Genomic DNA, 24,601 nt, shown 5'->3' on the forward strand with positions numbered 1-24,601 from the left:
TTTTTTGGGAGGTTCATTTTCCATGCCCGGCGATCTTCACAACCATTCCACCTGTTCCGATGGCTCTGTGCCCATCCACCGCCTGCCGCTCATGGCGGCGCGTGCGGGGCTGGACACCATGGCCATTTCTGACCACGACACCCTGCTCAGCGTAAACTACTGCTATGAGCACCCTGTGCAGGACGGCGTGCGCCTGCTTCCGGCCACTGAGCTGACCGGCTATGACCATGAGCATAAGCATCGCGTGCACCTGCTGTGCTACTTCCCGGATCCGGAAAGCCGGGAACTGAAGGAGCACTGCGACATTCTGCGACAGCGCCGCAACGAGTGCGGCCTGCAAAGCGCAAAGGAGATCGAAGCGCTGTACCCGCAGTTCCGCACGGAACAGGCGCTGGAATACGCAAAGGACAGCGGTGTGCTGTTCAAAAGCGGCATTATGGAAGCGCTGCACCAGCTGGGGCTGTGCGATGCTGTGTACGGCAAGCTGTACAGTTATCTCTTTGGCTGGGAGCCGCGCGGCGTGGTGCTGCATCAGGTAAAATATCCCTCGGTGCAGGAAGTGATCGCCACGGCGAAAGCTGCCGGTGCGGTGCTGGTATTTGCACACCCGACCGTTTACAAGAGCATGCCGCTGGTGCGTCAGCTTGCCAAAGAGGGCGTCATCGACGGCATTGAGGTGGAGCACCCCCGCAACAGCCCGGAGGACAGGGCCGAGTGTGCTGCTCTGTGTGAGCAGTATGGGCTGATTCATACCGGCGGTACGGACTTCCACGGTGCAAACCATAAGGTGCCGCACCCGGTGGGTACCTGTACCACGGCAGACGATCAGGTGGCCCGCATTCTGGAGCTGGCCCACAAGCGCCGCGGTATTGATGTGTGACCCGGTCACATTGACATTCCGGCACGCTGCTCTATAATAGAAGCAGACGATCTTCGTCGGGATTTCTGTCAAAAAGAGAGGATTTTGAACTATGAGCAAGGAATTCAGCTTTCCGAACAGCGGCACCTGTTCCAAGCAGACCAACTTTGTGCTGAACGATGACCACACCATTGCGTCCATGGAGGTCATTGGCGGCTGCAACGGCAACCTGAAGGGCATCTGCCGTCTGGTCAAGGGCATGAAGGCCGAAGATGTGATCGACCGCATGGAGGGCACGCTCTGCGGTTTCCGCAATACCAGCTGCCCGGATCAGATCGCCAAGAACCTGAAAAAGGCTCTGGCCGAAATGGACTGAAAAAATCAAACAGCGAAGGGGGAGATGCCTGCGGGTATCTCCTTTTTGTTTTCCCATCCCGACAGAAAGAGATGTTTTTTTTCTGTGCTTCGGGGCTATACTTCTTGTGAAAACGAATTTCATCAGCAAGGAGCGGGCAAATGAGTATTTGGGAAAAACTTGGCTTTGGCGGGTACAAGGGCTTTTCGCACGAGTCGGATCAGCTGCTGCGCAGTGCGGTGGAGCTTGCCGGGAACCTTGGCTGCGAAAAAGCCGATACCGGCCACCTGCTGCTGGCGATCCTGCAGCAGGATCACGGGGCGGCAGCACGGTTTCTGGAGGGCAAGCAGATCCGGGAACCAGAGGTGCGCCGTCAGCTGGCCGAGAGCCGCCGCGCACCGGCTTTGCATCTGGATCGCTACGCTCTTGCGCCGGACCTCAAGCGCACCATGGATTACGCCATCATCGGGGCACAGAACGCGCACCTGAACCGGGCCGAGCCGGAACATCTGCTCTGCGCCATGCTGGAGGATGACGGCTGCACAGCAGGCATCCTGCTGGCATCCATGGGCGTGCAGCTCACAGATGCCGTGCGGGAGTGCCGCCAGCTGTCCGGGCAGTTCGTACTGCCGTATCAGATGCGGACCACGGTCAGTGCGCCGCGCGGCAGCCGCGCCAGTGATAAGTACTGCCGGGATCTGACCCGCCGTGCTGCGGAACGGGAACTGGACCCGGTGTTCTGCCGGGAAGCAGAGCTGGACCGCATGGTGGAGATCTTATGCCGCCGTCAGAAGAACAACCCCTGTCTTGTGGGGGAGCCGGGCGTGGGCAAGACCGCCCTTGCCGAAGGACTGGCCCAGCGCATTGCCACGGATCGTGTGCCCCGTGCGCTCAAGGGCCGCCGTCTGCTGGCACTGGATATGGCCAGCCTTGTGGCGGGCACCAAATACCGCGGTGACTTTGAGGAGCGGTTCAAGAACCTGCTGGAAGAGCTGGTGCGGGACGGCAGCTCCATCCTGTTCGTAGACGAGTTCCACACCATCGTGGGTGCCGGTGCAGCGGAGGGTGCCATCGATGCTGCCAGCATCTTAAAACCGGTGCTGGCCCGGGGTGAGATACAAATTATCGGCGCTACCACTACCGAAGAGTTCCGCACCCACATCCAGAAGGATGCCGCACTGGAACGCCGTTTCGGCAAGGTGCAGGTAGAGGAGCCTACGCCTGCGCAGGCGCTGGATATCCTCAACGGGCTTGCGCCGCGCTATGAGCACTACCACAATGTCTGCCTTCCGCCGGAAGCGCTGCAGGCTGCGGTGGAGCTTTCGGTGCGGTATCTGCCGGGGCGCTTTCTGCCGGATAAGGCCATCGACCTTGTGGACGAAGCCTGTGCGGCGGCACGCATCCGGGCCGAGCAGGCAAAGCAGTCAAAGCCCACGCTGATGCCGGACGATATCGCCCATGTGGTGGCGCAGGCCAGCGGTGTGCCAGTGGAGCGGGTAGGTGAGCAGGAGCGGGAACGACTGGACAAGCTGGAAGAACGTCTCAACGCCGAGATCGTGGGCCAGAGCCGGGCTGTGGCTGCGGTGGCAGGTGCCATCCGGCGCAGCCGCACCGGTCTTGGCGAGCCGGGCCGGCCCATGGGTGCCATGTTGTTTCTTGGCCCCACGGGAGTGGGCAAAACGGCTCTTGCCCGGGCGCTGGCGGTCAGCTGGTTCGGCAGCGAAAAGGCCCTGCTCAAATTTGATATGTCGGAGTATCAGGAGCAGCACACCGCTGCCCGGCTGCTGGGTGCGCCGCCGGGCTATCTGGGCCATGACGAGGGCGGACAGCTGACCGAAGCAGTGCGCCGCCGCCCTTACAGTGTGGTGCTGTTTGACGAGATCGAAAAGGCACACCCGGACATTCAGAACATCCTTTTGCAGATACTGGAAGATGGCCAGCTGACCGATGCCATGGGCCGCAAGGCGGATTTCCGCAACACCATCGTACTGCTCACCTCAAACCTCGGCGCACGTTTTTTGGCGGGTCAGAGCACGCCGCTGGGCTTTGCAGCGGGCAGCGAAGCCGTGTTTGAAAAGCAGTCTGCGCAGGCCATTGAGGAGGCAAAAAAGTGGTTCCGGCCGGAGCTGGCAGGCCGTCTGGACGAGATGATCGTATTCCGTCCGCTGGCCGACGACAGCCTGTGCGCCATTGCCGAAAAAATGCTGTGCCAGCTGGAGCAGCGTGCCGCCCGCAGCGGCTACCAGCTGCATCACACACCGCGGGTAGGGCAGGCGCTGGCAGCAAAGGCCCGCTCTGCCTACGGGGCCAGAGAACTGCGCCGCGCAGTGGACAGGGCAGTGGAGCAGGCACTTGCGGATCAGATCGCATCCGGCACGGCCTGCGTGGGCCAGCACTGGACAGCGGACTGCTCGGCGGATGGTGCTATCGTCCTGCGGGAGGACGAAACCGCAACACTGTAAAACATCTGAAGTTCAAAAGGACCGCCCTGAGTTACAAGACCCGGGGCGGTATTTTTTTGTCTGCAGGGGGGAGCGGAGCCATCCGCTCCTTTTTTGTGCGTACGGGGCAGGGACATTGTGAGATTGGCTCTTGCATCCTTTTGGTTTTCTGTTATCATAGAAGCAACAGAATTGCAGGAGGAAGTCCATGCGCACATTATTTCTTTTGAACCCAACTGCCGGTAAGGCCGATTGCACCCGTACGCTGCCGCAGCAGATCAATGCTGCCGCCGCGCGTGCAGGGCTTGCGCCGGAAGAATATACCATTCAGGTCACAAATCACGCCGGTCATGCCCGGGAGCTGGCCAATGCCGCTGCGCAGCAGGCCCGGCAGAGCGGGGAAGAACTGCGGGTCTTCACTGCCGGCGGCGACGGTACCTTCAACGAAGCGCTCACCGGGATCTATGGCTATGCAAATGCAGCCGTGGGCTGTCTGCCCTTTGGCAGCGGCAACGATTTTCTGCGCACCTTTGGTACAAAGGAAGAGTTTCTGGATCTGGATGCCCAGCTGGCCGGTGGGTCGGTGAGCATCGATCTGATGCAGACCAGCCTTGGCCTTTCGGCCACCATCTGCGCTGCCGGTCTGGATGCGCAGGTTGCCTACGGCATCCCGAAGTTCCGGCGCATCCCGCTGTGCGGCGGCGAGATGGCCTATGTGCTTTCCATTGTGGAACAGCTGTGCGGACACATCGGCCGCAGGGTGGAGTACACCATCGATGGTGAAACGCTGGATGTGGACTGCCTGATGTGTGCCATCTGCAATGGCCGCACCTATGGCGGCGGCTTCTGTGCAGCGCCGGAAGCACAGCCCGACGATGGCTGGCTGGATGTATATATCATCCGCAAGGTGAGCCGCGTGACCATTGCAAAGCTGCTGGGAATGTATAAGAGCGGCAAGCACTTCCAGAACGGTCAGCTCGTCAGGGCTGCAGAGCCGTATTTCATTTACCGCCGCGCAAAGCAGGTGAGCCTGCGCGCTGCGGATGGCCGCGGGCCAATCGTTGCCACGGCAGACGGCGAATGCGCACCCAAGGAGCAGATCACTGTACAGGTACAGCCGCTGGCAGGGCGCATCCTTCTGCCAAAGCCTGCTTTTGAGCGCTTTGCAGCGCAGAGGACGGCACAGAGTGCAGACCGAACATGAAAAACCAGAAGAAGAGACAGCTTTTTTGCCCAAGAGAAAGCTGTCTCTTTTTCGCTGTACGGCTGATTTTTTCATCTGTCATAAATTCTTAACAAAAAGAAGCAAAAAAGGTCTTGATTTTTTGGGTCAAGATGAGTACAATACACTTAGCACTCAGAGAAATGGAGTGCTAAAGAGCTGAAGAGCCGACACGAGGCCCTTTGGACACAGCAAAGTTTTAAATTATATTTTTACTATAGGAGGGCAAGAACTATGAAGATCATTCCTCTTGCAGACCGTGTTGTCATTAAGGCTGTTGAGGTTGAGGAGACCACCAAGGGCGGTCTGATCCTGACCGGCAGTGCTAAGGAAAAGCCCCAGGTGGCTGAGGTCATCGCTGTCGGCCCCGGCGGCGTTGTGGACGGCAAGGAAGTCAAGATGACTGTGAAGGTCGGCGACAAGGTCCTCACCAGCAAGTACTCCGGTACCGAGGTCAAGGTGGACGGCGAAGAGTGCACCATCGTCCGTCAGGGCGATATCCTGGCAGTCGTTGAGGACTGAGCAGTTTCCCCTCTGATATTTGAAAATTGAGCTTTAAAGGAGCGATTTGATTATGGCTAAGCAGATCAAGCAGGGCGAGGATGCCCGCAAGGCACTGTGTGCCGGTATCGATACCCTGGCAAACACCGTTAAGATCACCCTGGGCCCCAAGGGCCGCAATGTGGTGCTGGGCAAAAAGTTCGGTGCACCGGTCATCACCAACGATGGCGTGACCATTGCAAAGGAGATCGAGCTGAAGGACGAGTTCGAGAACATGGGCGCACAGCTGGTGCGTGAAGTCGCTACCAAGACCAACGACGCAGCAGGCGATGGCACCACCACCGCAACCGTTCTGGCACAGGCCATGGTCACCGAGGGCATGAAGAATGTCACCGCCGGTGCAAACCCCATGGATATCCGCCGCGGCATGAGCAAGGCTGTTGCCAAGGCTGTTGAGACCATCAAGGCTCACAGCCAGAAGGTGAAGGACAGCAACGATATCGCCCGCGTCGGCACTATTTCTGCAGGCGACCCCGAGATCGGCCGTCTGATCGCCGAGGCTATGGAGAAGGTCACCTCCGATGGCGTTATCACCATTGAGGAGAATAAGACTACCGCTGAGACCTACAACGAGATCGTGGAAGGCATGCAGTTCGACCGCGGCTACCTCACCCCGTATATGGTCACCGATACTGACAAGATGGTGGCTGATTTGGACAACGCCGCTATCCTGATCACCGATAAGAAGATCAGCGTGATTCAGGATCTGGTTCCCCTGCTGGAGCAGGTCATGCAGAATGGTATGAAGCTGCTGATCGTGGCTGAGGATATCGAGGGCGAGGCTCTGTCCACTCTGATCGTCAACCGCCTGCGCGGCACCCTGAACGTCTGCGCTGTCAAGGCTCCCGGCTTTGGCGACCGCCGCAAGGAAATGCTGCAGGATATCGCAACCCTGACCGGCGGCACCGTGATCTCCTCCGATCTGGGCTATGAGCTGAAGGATGCTACCGTCCAGATGCTGGGCCATGCCCGTCAGGTGAAGGTCTCCAAGGAGAACACCACCATCGTTGGCGGCGCAGGCGATAAGGATGCCATCGCAGCCCGCATCGCTCAGATCCGCAGCCAGATCGAGGCCGCTACCAGCGATTTCGACCGTGAAAAGCTGCAGGAGCGTCTGGCAAAGCTGGCTGGCGGCGTGGCCGTCATCAAGGTCGGCGCTGCTACCGAAGTTGAGATGAAGGACAAGAAGCTGCGCATCGAGGATGCTCTGAACGCAACCAAGGCTGCTGTTCAGGAAGGCGTTGTTGCCGGCGGCGGCACTGCTCCTATCAATGCGATCCCCGCTGTGCGCGAGCTGTGCGACACGCTGGAAGGCGACGAGCGCACCGGTGCCAAGATCGTTCTGAAGGCTCTGGAAGCTCCTCTGCGCCAGATCGCTAAGAATGCCGGTCTGGAAGGCAGTGTCATCATCGACAAGATCATCTCTGCCAACAAGCCCAACTACGGCTTTGATGCTCAGAACGAGGTCTTTGTGGACGATATGATCGCTGCTGGCATCGTTGACCCCACCAAGGTCACCCGTTCCGCTCTGGAGAACGCAGCCTCCGTCGCTGAGATGGTGCTGACCACCGAAAGCCTGGTCGCTGATCTGCCGGAACCCCCTGCTGCACCCGCTGCTGCAGGCGGTGACATGGGCGGCATGTACTAAGCCAAAACCGCCGCTCCCAAGAATCCCAATTTATAAAAAGAACGCAGGCAGAACTTTTCGCAAAGGCGAAGGCTCTGCCTGCTTTTTTGCACCCCTGCCGCACTTTTCTCTTCGCCGCAAATGTGCTACAATAGCCTTAGCATAAGGAAAAGGGGAACGCGCATGGCCAGAAACAGGCAGAACCTGAACATCATCTACATCTCGGACCGAATGCGGGAGACGCTGCGGCCCATAGCGTCCTGTGCGCTCACGGCGGTGGTGGCCCCCATGGGCTACGGTAAAACGACGGCGGTGCGCTGGTTCTTGGCAGAGCAGGCCAAGGCGGGGGCCGTGGTGCTGCAAGCCAGCATCTACTCGGATAACCGCTCCATCTTCTGGAAAAGCGTGCAGAAGGCCTTTGCCGCCGCCGGGCTGACGGTGCTGGAGGGCTACGACTGCCCCGCTGACGCCAGCGGCGCGGCTTTGCTGCTAGAGGACCTGTGTGCCGCGCTGGGCGGCAAAACGCCCTACTATCTTTTTCTGGACGATTTCCACCTGCTGGGGGACGAGCGGGTGGCGCAGTTTTTGTGTCGGCTGGCCTACCGCCTGCCCGAGAACGTCCACCTTATCGTGGCCAGCCGCAACCGCTTTCTGCCCGGGGAGCAGGTGGTGCGGCTGGGGCGGCGGCTCCACCGCATCGAGGCCGACGGCCTTCGCCTGAACCGGGAGGAGCTGCTGGCCTACACCCACCGCTGCGGCGTGGAGATCACCGCCGCCCAGGCCGAGAGCCTGCTGCGCTCCTGCGAGGGGTGGTTCTCCGCCGTCTACCTGAACCTCCATGCCCTGGCCGAGCGGGGGAGCCTGCTGCAGCCGGGGCCGGACATCTACGCCATGTTCACCGCCGCCATGCTGGAGTCCCTGCCCGAGAAGACCCGGGGCTTCCTCGCTGTGATGGGGCTGGCCGATGAGTTCACGGTGGAGATGGCCCGGGCTGTCACCGCCCTGCCCGACGCGGAGGAGGTGCTGCGGGCTCTCACCCAGCAAAACGCCTTTGTCACCCGCCTGCCGGACGGGGTGAGCTTCCGCTTCCACCACATGATGAAAGAGTGCGCCGAGCGGCTCTTTGCCCAGCTGCCCGCCGCCCGGCAAACGGAGGTCTGGCAGCGGTATGGCCGCTGGTATGCCCAAAAAGCCCAGTACCTCCACGCTTTGCAGGCCTTTGAGCACTGCGGCGACCGCGACGCAGCCCTTGCCGTCATCGAGGCGGACGCAGGGGATCTGCTTGCCTCCCTCAGCCCCGCCGAGCTGCTGCAGCGGCTGGACCGCTGCCCGGTGGAAGCGCTGCAGCGCCACCCGCTGGCCATTCTGGTGCTGATGCGCCGGATGTTCACCTGGCAGCAGATCCCCAAAATGATGGAGCTGAAAGCCCTGCTGGAAGCCGCCGTGGCCCAACACCCCGAGTGGCCCGCCGCCGAGCGGGGCAACCTGCTGGGGGAGTGCGACCTCATCCAGAGCTTCTTGTTCTACAACGACATCACCCAGATGAGCTGCCTCCACCGCAGCGCCAGCCGCCAGATGAGCCGCCCCGCCGTCACCCTGCGCAACAGCGGCAGCTGGACCTTCGGCTCCCCCTCGGTGCTGATGATGTACTACCGCGCCCCCGGAGAGCTGGGCAAAGAACTGGCCGAAATGTACGAGTGTATGCCCCATTACTATAAAATCACCAACGGCCACGGCCGGGGGGCCGAGCTTTTGATGGACGCGGAGGCCGCCTACCTGCAGGGGGCGTGGGAGAAAGCCGCTGTGCTGCTGGAGCGGGCCCGGGCCGACGCCGCCGGGCAGGAAAACATGACCCTCTGCTGCGACTTTTTGGCCCTGCGGCTGGCCCTGTGCGGCAAGGGAAAAGAGGGGTACGATTTTGCCGCCAAGCGCGCCGCCCTGCTGCAAAAGCACGACGGGGTGCAGGTGCATCTGCTGGAGAGCATCGCCGCTTATTTCTACGCTTTGCAGGGCAGGCCGGAGCAGGCCCCGGAGCTGTTCCGGGAGCACAAGCTGGGCGAGGTGAGTTTCTTTGGGCCCTGCCGCCCCATGATGTCCCTCATCGAGCAGCAGGTCTGGCTGGCGCAGGGGGAGTACGTGAAGGTGATCGCCCACAGCGAGGGCCTGCTGCGCCGGTGCGAGGCCATGCACTACGGTCTGGTGGGCCTGCAGGCCCGCATCCAGCTGGCGGCGGCGCAGCTGCGCTTTGGCCAGCGGGCCGAGGCCCGGGCCGCGCTGGCAGCGGCTTTGCTGGACGCTGTGCAGGACGATTTCTGGGTGCTCTTTGTGGAGCAGTATCCCGCTCTGGCCCCCCTGCTGGAAGGGGAGGACTGGGCCGCCTGCGAGCCGCGTCTGGGGCCCTTCGTGGCCCGCATCCTGCCCGCAGGCCGGGCCTTTGCCGCCCGGCTGGGCCTGCCCGCCCCCGCGCCGGAGCTGCCCCTGACCGACCGCGACCGGGAGCTGGCCCGTCTGGTGGCCGGGCGGTGCACCAACAAGGAGATCGCCGCCGCCCTCTACCTCTCCGAGGGCACGGTGAAGCAGTACATCAACCAGCTGTACGCAAAGCTGGATATGGGCGGCGACCCCCGCACCCGCCGCGCCCGCTTGGCCGAGTGGTACCAGAAAAACGCCCCCGGAATTAACCAAAAACTAACCCCGGGTTAATAGCAAAAACCAAAGCTCCACGGTATCCTAAAAGTGAACCGTGGAGCTTTTTTCCTGCAATAAAATTGGTAGAAAAAAGGAGGCTTTTGCAATGAAGCGAAGATGGAAGAAATTCCTCGCCGGGGTGCTTTCCGCAGCCCTCGCGCTGAACCTTGCGGCCCCGCTGGCACTGGCGGACGGTGTAGCTTGCAGGGTGACAAAGGTGTTTGTGTATCCGGATCATGTCGGCCGGGTCAATAGTGTGAATGTGAACTGCATTCAGGGTGAGGTATCCTATAACCAGGGCGTTTTGACCTTTGACGGAGACGTGACGCTGACCACAGTTGGGCCTGCGGATACGGGGACGATCTCGCTGGTCGAAGCCCTTGGCGAAAAAAATCTGAGGCTGGTGGCAAATGGCAAGGTGACGGGCAGGACGAAAGGCAACGGCATTGAGAAAGCAAAAGAGATCGCCGGGGGAGAATACGATCTCACCTATGCCGATCTGGGGAAATATTCGGTTACTAAGCCGATAGGAATTTTGGGCGGAGACACAGGAACAACGATTACAGCCGGGACCGAAATCACGCTGAAAGATTTTCATACGGGCATCGGCGGAGGAAACGTCCAGATCGATGGCACCGTGAACATCACAGGAGCACAGTTCCAGGGAGCAACCTACGGCATCGCCAATTCCACTACCGTGAACCCGGGCAGCGAGCTGGAGATCCATGCGGATCGGTACATCGGGAAGGATTGTCTTCTGACATACAACGGCGGCCATCTGCTTATGATTGTGGCGGAAAACGGCGACGGCAATAACATCGTCCAGGGGAGACTGAGCATCGGAAACGTAAGCAGGTTCTGGTATCGCACCGACGAGAATGGAGCGTATACGGAAATCAACGTGAAGGAAAATTATGAGAACTTTACGGCTGCCATAGGACAGAACCAAGACTATCTGGAACTGACGGATGTGGACCCGGACCAGCAGGAAAGCGAAACCTACGCCCTTTTGGTAGCAGGCACGCAGGTCACAAAGAGCAACCAGAACGACGTGCTGGAGGATGGCGGGTCTGTGAAGTTTGACCCGACGACCAACACGCTGACCCTGAACGATGCCGATCTCACGCTGGATGGGGCCGCGGGCGGTTACTGCTGCATCGATTCCCAATTGGCGGAAGAGCTGACCATTACCGGCACAGCCACCCTTTCCAACGCCGATGGAATCCTTACGGAAGGCCCGCTGACGCTGGATAACGCAACCCTCACCCTTACGGGCAATATCAATGAGGATGTTGGTGATGACGCGATCCGGGCAGGCCGCTCTGACGAGGACATCACCATCCAAAACAGCACTGTGACCATTGCAGGCACGAACGCGGAGGGCAACTTCTTCCAATATGGCATTCGGTGCGGCAAGCTCACCGTGGCAAACAGCACGCTGAACGTGAAAGTCGGCGGCTCGGCCATCGTGGCAGACGAGTTGAAGGCTTCCGGCGCAGGCACCGTCATCACGGCAGAAACGGATGCATCGGAGGAACAGGAGTATTATGCCCTCGAACTGGACGAGCTGACCCTGAGGGACGGCCTTGATCTGGTGGAAGGCAAAATGAACGAGAGCAAGAAGGCGAAGATCGCCCAGCCGGAGCAGGCCCCCACGGACTTTAAGGTCTACTGGGTCGTCCATCCGGGGGACGAACCGGTGAATGGAGGAATGCAGTTCCCCGGTGCAATCACCGGCAGCGAGGAGGAAGCCCGCCTCTTTGAGGGCTGGTTCCTCGAAGACGGCACCCGCTTGGAGGATAGCCCCTACTACATGGGCCCGGGCGCGAACCATGTGGGCAACCTCGACCGGGACGTGACCTTCTATGGCCATTGGCGCACCGCCGAGAGCGGCGAGGGCAGCCCAGACGGCGGAGACGGCTTCGGCACCCTTCTGGCGGGCGTCGCAGTCGTGGGCGTGGCGGGCGTCGTGGCCTATCAGGTGGGCACGGAGCTCATCCTTGACCAGCTCCTGCCTGCAGGAGTGGCCGTGCCCCATACCCGCGCCGAGCTGGCAATGCTCCTCTGGAACACCGCAGGCCGCCCGGCCCCGGCCACTCTGCCCGCCTTTGCGGACGTAGCCGACCCGGAGCTGGCCCAAGCCGCCCAGTGGGCCATCGAGCAGGGCTACCTGAAAGCCCGCGCCGACGGCAGCTTTAAGCCGGACAAGGGCGTTGCCAAGTGGCGCGTCATCCGCGGCTACCGGGCAGTGACCGAACCATGACCGTGCAGGTAAAATAGCCCCACAGCACAAGGCCCCGCAGACTTTGAAAAAGGTCTGCGGGGCCGCTGTTTGTTTATGCGTGGCGTGCAGGGAAAGTTTGAGAAGGCGTACGGCAAACCTGTTCCGCGCATTACATCTCATGTGCTGCGACACACCTTCTGCACCAATGTCCAGCAGGCCGGGCTGGATGTAAAAAGCCTGCAATACCTGATGAGGAACTCCAATGCCAGTGTGACGCTGGATGTCTACACGCACAGCAGCTTTGAATCGGTTGAAAGAGCCTTTGAACAGATCGCCGGCAACCTGTGATTTTCGACGTATGAAGCGGAATTGCTTACTCAATAAGTACCTTATGGAGACGGGATCTCTTCGGAGACTCCGTCTCTTTTTGTATAGAAACCACAGATGCAGCCCACTCTATCAAAAAGGGGTGAGCAGATGTCCGGCAAACGGGTATTGGCGTTGTATGCAGCTGTTCTGCTGGGGTTTGCGGTAGTTTTGTGCCGCCTGTATTTTCTGGCAGAGAACCATACCTATGCTGCCCGGGCCGAAGCGCAGAGCACGGTCCGGCTCTCGCTGCCTGCCCGGCGGGGCAGCTTTTACGATCACAGCGGCCTGCTTCTCACCGGGCTGGAAACGCGGTATCTTGCCCTCTGCTTCCCGGGCGAAAACAACTACACACGCCTGTATGCATTTACGGACAGTGCCGGGCAGGCACTTTTGTACCGGAACCGCAACCGCTCCGCACCGTTTCTGCTGGAAGTGGACCGCGACCTTTCCGGGCGCGGCATACGCTGCTTTGCAACGGCACGGCGCTGCGCAGAAGTTCCGCTGTGCCAGCATCTGATCGGCTATCTGGATGCAGAAGGCCGCGGCACTGCCGGGCTGGAAAAGGCGCTGGACAGCCAGCTGGCCGGGACAAAGGAGCATGACACGCTGGTGTGCGCGGTCACAGCACAAGGACGACTGCGGGCCGGGAAAACACCGCAGCTCACCCGGCAGGACAGCAGTGCGGTGGGCGTGCAGCTGACGATCTCCCGCCCGGTGCAGCGTGCCGCCGAAGCGGTGGCCGCAGACACCATGACCAGCGGCTGCATTCTGGTTCTGGACACGGCCACTGCTGCGGTTCGCGCCAGCGTCAGCGTACCGGGCTATGACCCGGATGACCTTGCCGCAAGTCTGGATGCACCGGACAGTCCGTTCCTGAACCGCGCACTGGAAAGCTATGCTGTGGGTTCAGTGTTCAAGCCGGTGCTGGCTGCGGCAGCGCTGGAGCAGGGCATCCTGCCGGAGTACGAATGCACCGGTGCGGTGGTGGTGGATGGACAGATCTTCCGCTGCGCAGGCGGTGTTCCGCACGGAACGGTGGACCTGACTGCGGCTCTGGAAAAAAGCTGCAACGGCTATTTTATCCGGCTGGGGCAGCAGCTGGGGGCAGAGACGCTTTTGCAGATGTCCCGGCAGCTTGGCTTCGGGCAGGAGGTGCCGGTGGCAGGTGCGCTGCACGCCGATGCCGGAAAGCTGCCGTCTGCCGGGGAGCTTGCCCAAAGCGGCCAGCTGGCAAATTTCAGCTTTGGGCAGGGCGGTCTGCTGGCATCACCGGTACAGATCGCCGCCATGATGAACACCATTGCTTCCGGCGGGGTGTACCGCACGCCTTTCTTCGTGTGTGGCTCGGTGGATGAAACTGACGGTACGCCGCTGGAAACGCTTGCACATCCGCAGTCAAGGCGGGTGATGAGTACGGAAAATGCAGCGCTCCTGCGTAAAATGCTGCAGCAGGTGGTGGAAGAGGGCACCGCACAGGATGCTGCCTGGCTGGAAGAAGGGGCTGGCGGCAAGACCGGTACCGCGCAGACCGGGCAGTTCACACCGGATGGCACGGAACGCAAAAACTTGTGGTTCGCAGGGTTTTACCCGGCGCAGCAGCCGCGCTACACCATTGTGGTGCTGCAGGACGGGCAGGTGAGCACGGAACATTCCAGCGCCGCCATCTTTGCCCGGCTGTGCGCAATGCTGGACCTTCTGGCATAAAAATGCACGGTTTCTGCTTGCTTTTTTGCGCTTGTTATGCTACTATATATTTGTATTTCTGCGTAGTTTTTGTTGAATTAAAATAAAGGAGCGTTTCAATCCATGTCTGTTATCGAAATTGTTGGCGGTGTGATCTTGCTGATCGCTTCGCTCGTCATCGTTTTCCTCACTCTCATGCAGCACACCCACGGTCAGGGCCTTTCCGGTGCCATCAACGGCAGTATGGGCGGCGCAAACAATGCCCGTTTGACCCCGGCTGATCAGATGCTGGCCAAGACCACCCGCATTGCAGGCATTGTTTTCTTTGTGGTTGCCATTCTGGCATGTCTGTTTGCAGGCCGTCTGGCAGGTTGACAAGGTTCGTGCAGCCCCGTGTAAAGGACGGGGCTGTTTTTCTGTGTTATGATAGGATGTCGGCGGCAGTCTGACCGCTGGGCAGGGTGGGGCAGCTGGCCCACGATTGGCAGCGCTGCGGCACGTTGGAGGCTGCGGCCATGGAAGAGCAAGGAGAAAAAATATTATGGCAATGCGCGATAAAATTGAGCACGCGATCCAGAATCAGCCGTGCACCGTCAAAGACCTCAAATCCAAATTCGGCGGGGACCGCGGCTCGGACCGCAAGGTGATGGAGGCTGTGGATCAGCTGGTGCACGAGGCGGTCATCTGCCAGCGTCAGGGCGTGTTCTTTACGGTGCGCTCCGGCCGTGCAGACAAGGCTCTGCTGTGCAAGGTGGTAAAACTGGGCAAGAATTTTGCCTTTGTCATGCTGGAGGACGGCACCAGCGATATCTTTATCCCGGGCCGTTTTACCCGCGGTGCCATGCCCGGCGACATGGTGCTTGTGGAAAAGTTTGAGCACCCCCGTGTGGAGGGCAGCGATGAAGGCGAGATCCTGGCCATTCTGGAAGAAAAGAACGATCTGGTGGGCACTGCCCGCCGCATTGAGGGCCGCCTGAAGTTCGTGCCGGATGACTGCCCGGCCATCTCCATGCAGTTGATGCGTGACTGCGAGGGCGGTGCAAAGGACGGCGACAAGGTGGCCGTGGAGATCCTGCAGCGCGGCAATCGGCAGGAAGATCACCGCGTGGGCGTTGCCATGCGGTTTGGCAGCTCGGACGAAGCAAAGCGCTGCGCAAAGGCCCTGCTCTATGCGCAGGATATCCGCAGCCGCTTCCCGGATAAGGTTCGTGAGGAAGCCAAGAAGCTGGAGAACGCTGAGGTCTCTGAAAAGGACACCGAGGGCCGCATGGATCTGCGTGCCCTGCCCATCTTCACCATTGACAGTGCTGAGACCAAGGACATCGATGATGCCATCAGCCTGACCAAGACCCCGGAGGGCGGTTTTGAGCTGGGTGTCCACATTGCAGATGTTTCCAACTATGTCAAGCCCGGCAGCGAACTGGACAACGAAGCGTTTAACCGCGCAACCAGCGTCTACTATGCCGATCAGGTGGTGCCCATGCTGCCCAAGCAGCTTTCCAACGGCATCTGCAGCCTGAATGAGGGCGTGCTGCGTCTGGCCTTCTCCTGCCTGATGCATCTGGATAAGGATGGCAACCTGATCGATTACCGCTTTGTCAAGTCGGTCATCCGCAGCCGCGTCAAGGGCGTTTACTCCGAGATCAACGCCTTGCTGGCCGGCAGTGCTGACGACGAGCTGAAGGGCAAGTACCATGAAGTGCTCAGCCAGCTGCCCGCCATGAAGGAGCTGTACGGCCACCGTGCCCGCCTGCGCAAGGAGCGCGGCTGCATGGATATCGAGAGCGGCGAGGTGAAGCTGATCCTCGACGAGGACGGCCACTGCATCGACGTGAAAAAGCGCACCTCCGGCGAGAGCGAAGCTATGATCGAAGAGTTTATGCTGCTGGCCAACCAGTGCGCTGCCCACTTTGCCCGCGTGAAGCAGATCCCCTTCGTGTACCGTGTGCACGAGGAACCCAATGCTGAAAAGCTGGAGCGTCTGCACACTCTGCTGCAGGCCTGCGGCATCAACGATCACTTTGCCAAGGATGTGCCCACCCCCAAGGAGCTGAGCGCCATTCTGGAAGGTGTGCGCGGCGGCCCGTATGAGCAGATCATCAATACCGGTATGCTGCGCTGCATGTCCAAGGCTGTGTATGAGGAAAAACCCAAGGGCCACTACGGTCTGGTGCTGAAGGACTACGCTCACTTCACCAGCCCCATCCGCCGCTATCCGGATCTGGCCATCCATCGCATCATGACCGCCCAGCTCAAGGGTATGGATAAGGATACCATGGTGCTGCGCTACAGCGACTTTGCCGAGAAGGCAAGCAAGCAGTCCAGTGAGCGCGAGATCATTGCAATGCAGATCGAGCGCAAGGCTGAGGACTGCTACAAGGCCGAGTATGCCCGCCGCCATCTGGGCGAGTGCTACGAGGGCCGCATTTCCGGCGTGACCCAGCGCGGCCTGTTCATTGAGCTGGACAACGGCGTGGAGGGCTTTGTGCCTGCTTCCAGCCTGACCCCCTCCGGCACCATGCTCACCGAGGGCATCCGCCTGTCCGACCCCGTCTCCGGCAAGAACTGGAGCCTGGGCGACACCATGATGATCACCATTGTGCGTGCGGATGTGAACCTGGGCAAGATCGACTTTGAGGTTGCTCCGGCAAGCACAAAGTAAGCAAAAAAGATCAGAACACCTGTACGGCGTTTTCCTGCATGGGAAGAGACTGTACAGGTGTTTTTTGTCCGCGGACAAGAAGCGATGGAAAAGGGGAGAACGACATGCTGAAAAACGAAACACTGCGCAGAGATGCAGATGCCATCATCCGTGCCAGCCTGAACGCTGTTCTGCCGGACGAAGCGGTGCGCCGCGCGCTGAAAAATTTCCGGCCGCAGGGCGGCAGGGTGCTGCTGGTGGCTGCCGGTAAGGCAGCATGGCAGATGGCCCATGCGGCGGTGAAATTTCTTGGCCGGGTGGATGGCGGTGTGGTCGTGACCAAATACGGCCACGTGAAGGGCACGATCCCCGGCGTGGACTGCTGCGAAGCCGGGCATCCCGTGCCGGATGAGAATGGCTTTGCCGCCACCCGGAAAGCGCTGGAACTGGTGCAGGGCTTAACGGCAGAGGATACGGTGCTGTTTCTGCTGTCCGGCGGCGGCAGTGCACTGTTTGAGAAGCCGCTGATCCCCGGCGCAGAGCTGCAGCAGATCACGGGCCAGCTGCTTGCCAGCGGTGCCGATATCGTGGAGATGAACACCATTCGCAAGCGCCTGTCCGGGGTCAAGGGCGGGCGGTTTGCACAAAGCTGTGCGCCCGCACAGGTGTTCAGCATCGTGCTCAGCGATATTCTGGGCGACCCGCTGGATATGATCGCCAGCGGCCCGGCGGTGCCGGATACCTCCACCTGTGCACAGGCCCTTGCCATTGCGGAAAAATATCACCTGCAGCTTTCGGCACAGGCCAAGGCTTTGCTGGCACAGGAGACTCCAAAGGTGCTGGACCGTGTTGCCACGCAGATCACCGGCAGCGTGCGGGAGCTGTGCAGCGCAGCAGCCAACGCCTGCCGGGAGCTGGGCTATGAGCCGGTGATCTTGACCGACAGGCTCTGCTGTGAAGCGCGGGAGGCTGGCAGCTTCCTTGGTTCCATAGCCCGCACCCACGCGGGGCAGGGCAAAAAGCTGGCCTTTCTTGCAGGCGGTGAGACGGTCGTCCACCTGACCGGAACAGGTCTGGGCGGGCGCAATCAGGAGCTGGCCCTTGCTGCAGCACCAATGATCGCCGGGCTGGATGCAGCGGTCTTTTCGGTGGGCAGCGATGGCACCGACGGCCCAACCGATGCTGCGGGCGGCTATGTGGACGGCAGCACGGCCGCGGCACTGGCGCAGAACCAGCTGAACGTGTACGATGTGCTGCAGAACAACGATGCCTACCATGCCCTCAAGGCGGTGGATGGGCTCATCATCACCGGCGCGACCGGCACGAATGTCAACGATGTGGCCGTGGTGCTGATCGGAAATCAAGGATAGAACAAAGCCACCGGGAGTTCTCTGCAAAAAGCGGAAGCGGAACGGATGGAGCTGCAGCGCCGCAAGGAACTTACGGAACAGATGTTCCACGGGATGGCCCGCATCGTGGACCGGTTTGTGGTGTGTGATCTGGAAAATGAACACTATGAATAATGCCTTGCAGGATCAGGGATTATATGGGTAAAAAATAAGGTGCTGTCCGCACAGACAGCACCTTATTTTTATGGTTTACATGTGCAGCAGGCTGCGCTGCTCGCTGGCGCGGAACTTGAGTGCCGCAGCAATGAATGCCTTGAACAGCGGGTGAGCACGGTTCGGACGGCTCTTGAACTCCGGGTGGAACTGTGCGCCCAAATGGAAGTCACGGCCGGGCAGCTCTACAGTCTCTACCAGACGACCGTCGGGGCTGGTGCCGGAAATGACAAGACCGGCGTCCTGCATCTCCTGACGGAACTCGTTGTTGAACTCGTAGCGGTGGCGGTGGCGCTCCCAGATCTCGGCCTCGCCATAGCACTCGGCCATCTTGGTGCCGGGCATCACCTTGCAGGGGTATTTACCCAGACGCATGGTGCCGCCCTTGGGAATGTTGCCCTGCTGGTCGGCCATCAGGGCGATCACATTATGCTTGCCATCCGGGGTGAATTCGCTGGAATTTGCATCCTTGTAGCCCAAAACGCCCCGGGCAAACTCCATCACCATGATCTGCATGCCAAGGCAGATGCCAAAGTAGGGAACATGGTTCTCGCGGGCATACTGTGCAGCCTGGATCATGCCCTCAATGCCGCGGTCGCCAAAGCCGCCGGGTACGATGATGCCGTCCACATCTGCAAAGGCTTCCTTGCAGGCGGCCTGGTCGGTCAGGTCCTCGCTCTCCACCCAGCGGATCTCCACCTGACTGTCGTTCTCAAAGCCGGCGTGGTACAGGCTCTCCATCACGGAGAGGTAAGCGTCGTGCAGCTTGACGTATTTGCCCACCAGTGCAATGCTGCAGGTCTTGCTGCGGGTGGCAATGCGGCTGACCACCTGCTTCCACTCGGTCAGGTCGGCAGGAGGAACGTCCAGCTTGAGTTTCTTCACCACGACCTCGTCCAGACCACCGGTGTGCAGCATCAGCGGGCACTGGTACAGGCTGGGCATGGTCAGGTTCTCGATCACGCACTCCGGCTTCACATTGCAGAAAGTGCTGATCTTGCGGCGGATGTCGCCGCCCACACTGCCGTCTGCGCGCAGGATGATGATGTCCGGGTTCACGCCCATGCCCTGCAGCTCTTTCACAGAGTGCTGTGCAGGCTTGGATTTGTACTCGTCCGAGCCGGAAATGTAAGGCACCAGCACCACATGGATGTAGCAGCAGTTGTCGCGGCCCTGCTCCAGACCCACCTGACGGATGGCCTCGAGGAAGGGCTGGCTTTCAATATCACCGGTCGTGCCGCCGATCTCGGTAATGACCACGTCAGCCTCGGTGGAAGAGGCCAGATTGTAGATGTAGCTCTTGATCTCGTTGGTGATGTGGGGAATGATCTGCACGGTCTGGCCCAGATATGCACCCTGACGTTCCTTGTTCAGTACGTTCCAGTACACCTTGCCGGTGGTCAGGTTGGAGTATTTGTTCAGATTCTCGTCGATAAAGCGCTCATAGTGGCCCAGATCCAGATCGGTCTCAGTGCCATCGTCGGTCACGAACACCTCACCGTGCTGCAGCGGGCTCATGGTGCCGGGATCCACATTCACATAGGGGTCCAGCTTCTGGCTGGCCACCTTCAGACCGCGGCACTTGAGCAGACGGCCCAGCGATGCGGCTGTGATGCCCTTGCCAAGGCCGGAGACGACACCGCCGGTGACAAAGATGAATTTGGTTTGTTTCTCTGCCATAGAATTTCCTCCTCTATTTTTGTTTTTCTGAATTCTTTCCCTTATAAACCTTTGTGAATTCTTTCAGGTGAACGGTCTTGCTCTCAGCCTTTCCCAAAATGAGCCGGTGAAAGCAAGGATACTTTTCCCAATCCAATATTATACACCCATGTCCTCATAATTTTCAAGGACTTCCTGTGCAATTTCTGTGCGGTCACGACGGGTATCCATGGCTTGTTTTTCTATGTAGCGGTGTGCCTCGGCTTCGGTCATGTGCTCGTGCTCCACAAGGCAGCATTTTGCCCGGCTGACCAGCCGCACCTGTGCGATCTTTTCCTGTAAGCGGGCGTTCTCCTGCCGGGCACGCAGCAGGCGGTGGTTGCCTGCCGCCGCCATGTGCATGGCCTGCACAAAAAAGGCGGTGCTGAAGGGCTTTGACAGCAGCAATACCCCCTGCTCGCTCAAAGGCCCCAAAAGCTGCTCAGCCTGTGCGGCCTTGACCAGAAACACGACACCGGCATCTGTTTTTTCCACAGCATTGATGCACACCTCATGCCCGAATTCATCGGGCAGGGGAGAGTTGACCACGATCAGCTCAAAATCCGATTCCGTCATGCGCCGCCGGGCTTCGGCCCCGCTGGGAATGATCACCGGGCGGCTGTAGCCCATTTCGGTCAGCCGTGCAGCGATATACTCGTTGGAGCTTGCACCGGCACTTACGATCAGTGCACGTCCCATTTCCTTCGCTCCTTTCTCCTACACACTCTCTTTTGCAGGGGTCAGATGGCGTTGAAGTAATGGGTACGCTCGTACTCAACAGGGTCGGATGCGTGTTTCAGTGCTTCGCAGCGCTTCAGTTCTTCCGTAAAGTAGCGGCTGGCAAGCTGCTCGGGCAGCACTCTGCGCAAAAATTCGCTCTCCTCCGCAGCCTGCACGGCCTCTTCCAGACTGGCGGGCAGAGTCTCAAGGTTGAGGCCCTCAGCCATAGAGGGGTCGAACAGATTCTTGTTCACAGGGGCAGAGAGCACCATGCGGTTCTCGATGCCGTCCAATCCGGCAGCCAGAACCAGACCAATGGCCAGATAGGGGTTGCAGGCAGGGTCCGGGCTGCGCAGCTCCATGCGGCAGTTGTCGCCCTTTACCTGCGGGATGCGCACCAGCTGGCTGCGGTTCTGGCGGCTCCAGCTCACATAGCGGGGCGCTTCATCGCAGCCAAAGCGCTGATAGCTGTTGGGCAGAGGGTTGGTGAACACGGTCAGCTCCCGGCTGTGGGCCAGCACGCCGGCCATAAAGCTGCCTGCAATGCTGTCCGGGGCAATGTCGCCCTCAAACAGGTTGCGGCCATCCATGTAAAGGGACAGGTTGATGTGCAGGCCGCTGCCTGCCTGATCCGGCAGGGGCTTGGGCAGGAAGCTTGCATGGATGCCGCTGCGGGTGGCAATGGCGCGCACGATCTGCTTGAACATCATCACGTTGTCGGCGGTCTTGAGGGGGCCTGCGTGGTGGCAGTCGATCTCGTTCTGGCCGTTGCCGCTTTCGTGATGGCTGTGCTGAGGGCTCATGCCCATCTGCTCCATGGTCAGGCAGATGTCCCGGCGGAGGTTCTCGCCTGCGTCCAGCGGGGCCACGTCAAAGTAGCCGCCAAAGTCGATGGGGATACGGGTGGGGCGGCCCCGGTCATCATTCTCGAACAGGTAGAACTCACACTCTGCGCCCACATTGCAGGTGATGCCCAGCTTTTTGAATTTTCGGTTCACGCTGCGCAGAAAGCCGCGGCAGTTGCCGCCAAAGGGCTGGCCGTCCGGCTTTTCCACATCACAGAAGAACTGCATCACCCGGCCCTCGGTAGGCCGCCAGGGGAGAATGGTCACGGTGGAAAGATCCGGCCGCAGCACAAGGTCGCTTTCCTCCACCTTCATGAAGCCGGCAATGGAACTGCCGTCGAAGCAGACACCGTCTTCCAGAGCTTTGGGCAGATCGTTTGCCAGCACGGCAATGTTCTTCTGAGTGCCAAAGATATCGCAGAAGGCAAAGCGCACAAATTTGACGTTGTTGTCTTCCACAAAATCAAGGATGTCCTGTTGGGTCGAATAGCTCATGATGGTTTCCCTTTCAAATAAAACGCCTAAAGGCCTGCCCTCAGAATGGGAGCAGGTCTTTAGGCTGGTGTAAGAAATAGGAAAAGGAGAATGGCAATTTTAAATTCCGCAGCCTACGGATGCTATTCTGCTGTTACGCTGATGAAAGATCAGACGTAGTAGAGCATCTTGCTGTAGCTGGGCAGAGGCCAATAATCCTCACCGCAGATGGTCTCGGCGTCGTCCGCAGCGGCACGCAGAGCATCCATTGCAGGCAGCACGTTGTCGTGGAAAGCAACGGCCTTTTCTGCCTCGGTGGGCAATGCCTTGGAAGCATCCACTGCATCCTGCAGGGTATCGACAGCGTCGCTCATAGCATCGGCATCAGCAGAGAGCTTGGTCAGGGTCTTGGTCTCACTGCGCACGCTGATGTTCTCGCTCACAGCCAGTTTGGATGCTGCGGTATTGGCAAGCTCGCTCATGTAGGAGTTGACGGCAGGCAGCAGCTGCTTGCGGGCCATTTCCAGCATGGTCAGAGCCTCGATGTTGATGATCTTGGAGTAGTGCTCCATTTCCACCTCGTAGCGGCTCTCCATCTCTACCTTGGTCAGCACGCCGAACTCTTCCATCAGGGCAATGTTCTTGGGCTCGATCAGGGCAGGCAGAGCAGCGGGGGTGTTCTTCTTGTTGGGCAGACCGCGCTTTGCGGCTTCCTCTTCCCACTCGGCAGTGTAGCCGTTGCCGTTGAAGATGACGCGGCGGTGGTCGCGGATGGTGCGCTTGACCAGAGCAATCACGGCGCTGGTAAAGTCCTCAGCGCTCTCCAGCTCGTCGGCGTAGCCCTTCAGTTCCTTTGCAACGGCGGTGTTCAGGATGGTGTTGGCATCACTCAGGTTCTCAGCGGAACCGGGCATACGGAACTCAAACTTGTTGCCGGTGAAGGCAAAGGGAGAGGTACGGTTGCGGTCGGTGGTATCCTTGCTGAACTTGGGCAGGACATCAACGCCCAGATCCATCTTCATCTTGACGGGGCCGGCATAGGGGGAATCGGATGCGATAGCATCGATGACAGCTTCCAGCTCTTCGCCCACGAAGATGGAAATGATAGCCGGAGGTGCCTCGTTGGCACCCAGACGGTGATCGTTGCCGGGAGTGGCAACGGAGGTGCGCAGCAGATCGGCGTACTCGTCAACAGCCTTGATGACAGCAGCCAGGAACACCAGGAACTGCAGGTTCTCCATGGGGGTGTCGCCCGGGTCGAGCAGGTTCTCGTGGGTGGTGGACATGGACCAGTTGTTATGCTTGCCGCTGCCGTTCACGCCCTCAAAAGGCTTCTCATGCTGCAGGCAGACCAGACCGTACTTGGGAGCGATCTTCTTCATCATCTCCATCGTCAGCAGGTTGTGGTCGATGGCAACGTTGGTGGTGTCGAAGATGGGAGCCAGCTCATGCTGGCAGGGAGCAACTTCGTTGTGCTTGGTCTTGGCGGGAATGCCCAGCTTCCACAGCTCTTCGTCCAACTCCTTCATAAACTCGGAGACCTCGGGACGAATGACACCGAAGTAGTGCTCTTCCAGCTCCTGACCCTTGGCAGAGGGGGCACCGAACAGGGTGCGGCCGGTGAGGATCAGATCCTGACGGGCCTCGTAATCTTCCTTCTTAATGAGGAAGTACTCCTGCTCGGGGCCGACGGTGGTGGAGACGTAATCCACATCCTTGCCGAACAGCTTCAGGATACGGACCGCCTGATTGGACAGTGCGTTCATGGAACGCAGCAGGGGGGTCTTCTTATCCAGAGCCTCGCCGGTGTAGCTGACGAATGCGGTGGGGATGCACAGCACGTCATCCTTCACGAATGCGTAGCTGGTGGGGTCCCATGCAGTGTAGCCGCGGGCCTCGCAGGTGGCGCGCAGACCGCCGGAGGGGAAGGAAGATGCATCGGGCTCGCCGCGCACCAGCTCCTTGCCGGAGAACTCCATGATGGCGGTGCCGTCGCCCACAGGGGAAACAAAGCCATCGTGCTTCTCACTGGTGATGCCGGTCAGCGGCTGGAACCAGTGGGTGTAGTGGGTGGCACCCAGCTCCATGGCCCAGCGCTTCATCACGCTGGCCACAACGTTTGCCACCTCAATGTCCAGCGGAGCACCCTTGTGCAGGGTGTTCTTCAGGCTCTTATAAGTTGCGCTCGGCAGGCGCTCCTTCATCACATGTTCGTTAAAGACCTTGCTGCCGTAGATTTCCATAACATTCGCTGCCATAAATCCTACTCCTTACTTGATCTTATTTTTCTTACCCTTTCGTCTGCATTCTGGTCTGCCGCAATGCCGCACCCAGAAGTACGAAAGCATCTTAACAAAAACGGCGCTGCGAGTCAGGAGGTGACCCACAGCGCCGTTGCTGTCTATGGTTTGATTATAGCCTCTGCCGGGCAAAAAGGCAATTGACAAATCTGACGATTCTGTACAAACGCTCTTTGCGAATTTTGGCACAACTGAGCTTGGTATGACTTTTGAACCTTTAAACCGGAACAGAACGATTTGAAATTGCCTCCGCTTGCGCTCTGGCAATATCAGCGGAAATAATATTTTTAAATTTGCAGTTCCGGCAGGCCTGCGGGCCAGCCGGAACTGTT

General features: G+C 59.6%; 17 protein-coding genes. 13 read left to right on the top strand and 4 right to left on the bottom strand.

Going from position 1 to position 24,601, the window contains the following annotated elements; all coding sequences use genetic code 11:
• Positions 1 to 22: 22 nt before the first annotated feature.
• From WMO17_RS06275 to WMO17_RS06335, 13 genes are all read left to right on the top strand, one after another.
• Entirely contained in the window at positions 23 to 880 is an 858-nt protein-coding gene (locus WMO17_RS06275; protein WP_349137692.1) for a PHP domain-containing protein, read from the top strand.
• 91 nt (positions 881 to 971) lie between these two features.
• Complete coding sequence (locus tag WMO17_RS06280) at positions 972 to 1,235, top strand: TIGR03905 family TSCPD domain-containing protein (RefSeq protein WP_005937268.1); 264 nt, start codon at positions 972 to 974, stop codon at positions 1,233 to 1,235.
• A gap of 140 nt (positions 1,236 to 1,375) precedes the next feature.
• Complete coding sequence (locus WMO17_RS06285) at positions 1,376 to 3,676, top strand: ATP-dependent Clp protease ATP-binding subunit (protein WP_349137693.1); 2,301 nt, start codon at positions 1,376 to 1,378, stop codon at positions 3,674 to 3,676.
• Between the two features lie 187 nt (positions 3,677 to 3,863).
• The gene (locus WMO17_RS06290; protein WP_154255447.1) at positions 3,864 to 4,859 is read left to right on the top strand and encodes a diacylglycerol/lipid kinase family protein; all 996 of its coding nucleotides are present in this window, start codon (positions 3,864 to 3,866) and stop codon (positions 4,857 to 4,859) included.
• Positions 4,860 to 5,111: 252 nt separating this feature from the next.
• Positions 5,112 to 5,399, top strand: coding sequence for a co-chaperone GroES (locus tag WMO17_RS06295; RefSeq protein ID WP_005937287.1), 288 nt, complete (start codon positions 5,112 to 5,114; stop codon positions 5,397 to 5,399).
• A gap of 52 nt (positions 5,400 to 5,451) precedes the next feature.
• Entirely contained in the window at positions 5,452 to 7,086 is a 1,635-nt protein-coding gene (gene groL / locus WMO17_RS06300) for a chaperonin GroEL (RefSeq protein ID WP_154258854.1), read from the top strand.
• Between the two features lie 162 nt (positions 7,087 to 7,248).
• Complete coding sequence (locus WMO17_RS06305; protein ID WP_349137694.1) at positions 7,249 to 9,768, top strand: winged helix-turn-helix domain-containing protein; 2,520 nt, start codon at positions 7,249 to 7,251, stop codon at positions 9,766 to 9,768.
• A gap of 91 nt (positions 9,769 to 9,859) precedes the next feature.
• A complete protein-coding gene (locus WMO17_RS06310; RefSeq protein WP_349137695.1) occupies positions 9,860 to 12,016 on the top strand; it encodes a hypothetical protein in 2,157 nt (718 codons plus the stop codon).
• 75 nt (positions 12,017 to 12,091) lie between these two features.
• The gene (locus tag WMO17_RS06315) at positions 12,092 to 12,325 is read left to right on the top strand and encodes a tyrosine-type recombinase/integrase (RefSeq protein WP_349137696.1); all 234 of its coding nucleotides are present in this window, start codon (positions 12,092 to 12,094) and stop codon (positions 12,323 to 12,325) included.
• Positions 12,326 to 12,454: 129 nt separating this feature from the next.
• On the top strand, positions 12,455 to 14,050 hold the full coding sequence (locus tag WMO17_RS06320; protein WP_349137697.1) for a peptidoglycan D,D-transpeptidase FtsI family protein: 1,596 nt from the start codon (positions 12,455 to 12,457) through the stop codon (positions 14,048 to 14,050).
• A 102-nt stretch (positions 14,051 to 14,152) separates the two neighbouring features.
• The gene (gene secG, locus WMO17_RS06325) at positions 14,153 to 14,404 is read left to right on the top strand and encodes a preprotein translocase subunit SecG (RefSeq protein ID WP_005937305.1); all 252 of its coding nucleotides are present in this window, start codon (positions 14,153 to 14,155) and stop codon (positions 14,402 to 14,404) included.
• 166 nt (positions 14,405 to 14,570) lie between these two features.
• Positions 14,571 to 16,691, top strand: a complete 2,121-nt coding sequence (gene rnr, locus WMO17_RS06330) for a ribonuclease R (protein WP_120079192.1) — start codon at positions 14,571 to 14,573, stop codon at positions 16,689 to 16,691.
• A gap of 104 nt (positions 16,692 to 16,795) precedes the next feature.
• Positions 16,796 to 18,040, top strand: a complete 1,245-nt coding sequence (locus WMO17_RS06335; protein WP_291014764.1) for a glycerate kinase type-2 family protein — start codon at positions 16,796 to 16,798, stop codon at positions 18,038 to 18,040.
• Positions 18,041 to 18,268: 228 nt separating this feature from the next.
• On the opposite strand, the gene pyrG is transcribed toward WMO17_RS06335, so the two are convergent.
• The 4 genes from pyrG to WMO17_RS06355 form a co-directional block, all read right to left on the bottom strand.
• Positions 18,269 to 19,912, bottom strand: a complete 1,644-nt coding sequence (gene pyrG, locus WMO17_RS06340) for a CTP synthase (RefSeq protein ID WP_005937315.1) — start codon at positions 19,910 to 19,912, stop codon at positions 18,269 to 18,271.
• A gap of 138 nt (positions 19,913 to 20,050) precedes the next feature.
• Positions 20,051 to 20,629 (bottom strand): ANTAR domain-containing response regulator, encoded by a 579-nt coding sequence (locus WMO17_RS06345; RefSeq protein ID WP_005937320.1) that lies wholly within the window; start codon positions 20,627 to 20,629, stop codon positions 20,051 to 20,053.
• A gap of 41 nt (positions 20,630 to 20,670) precedes the next feature.
• Positions 20,671 to 21,990, bottom strand: a complete 1,320-nt coding sequence (locus tag WMO17_RS06350; RefSeq protein ID WP_349137698.1) for a glutamine synthetase family protein — start codon at positions 21,988 to 21,990, stop codon at positions 20,671 to 20,673.
• 149 nt (positions 21,991 to 22,139) lie between these two features.
• On the bottom strand, positions 22,140 to 24,227 hold the full coding sequence (locus tag WMO17_RS06355; protein ID WP_097774943.1) for a glutamine synthetase III family protein: 2,088 nt from the start codon (positions 24,225 to 24,227) through the stop codon (positions 22,140 to 22,142).
• Positions 24,228 to 24,601: the final 374 nt, after the last annotated feature.

Origin of the sequence: Faecalibacterium faecis (assembly GCF_040096475.1) — a bacterium.
Classification (GTDB): Bacteria; Bacillota; Clostridia; order Oscillospirales; family Ruminococcaceae; genus Faecalibacterium; species Faecalibacterium taiwanense.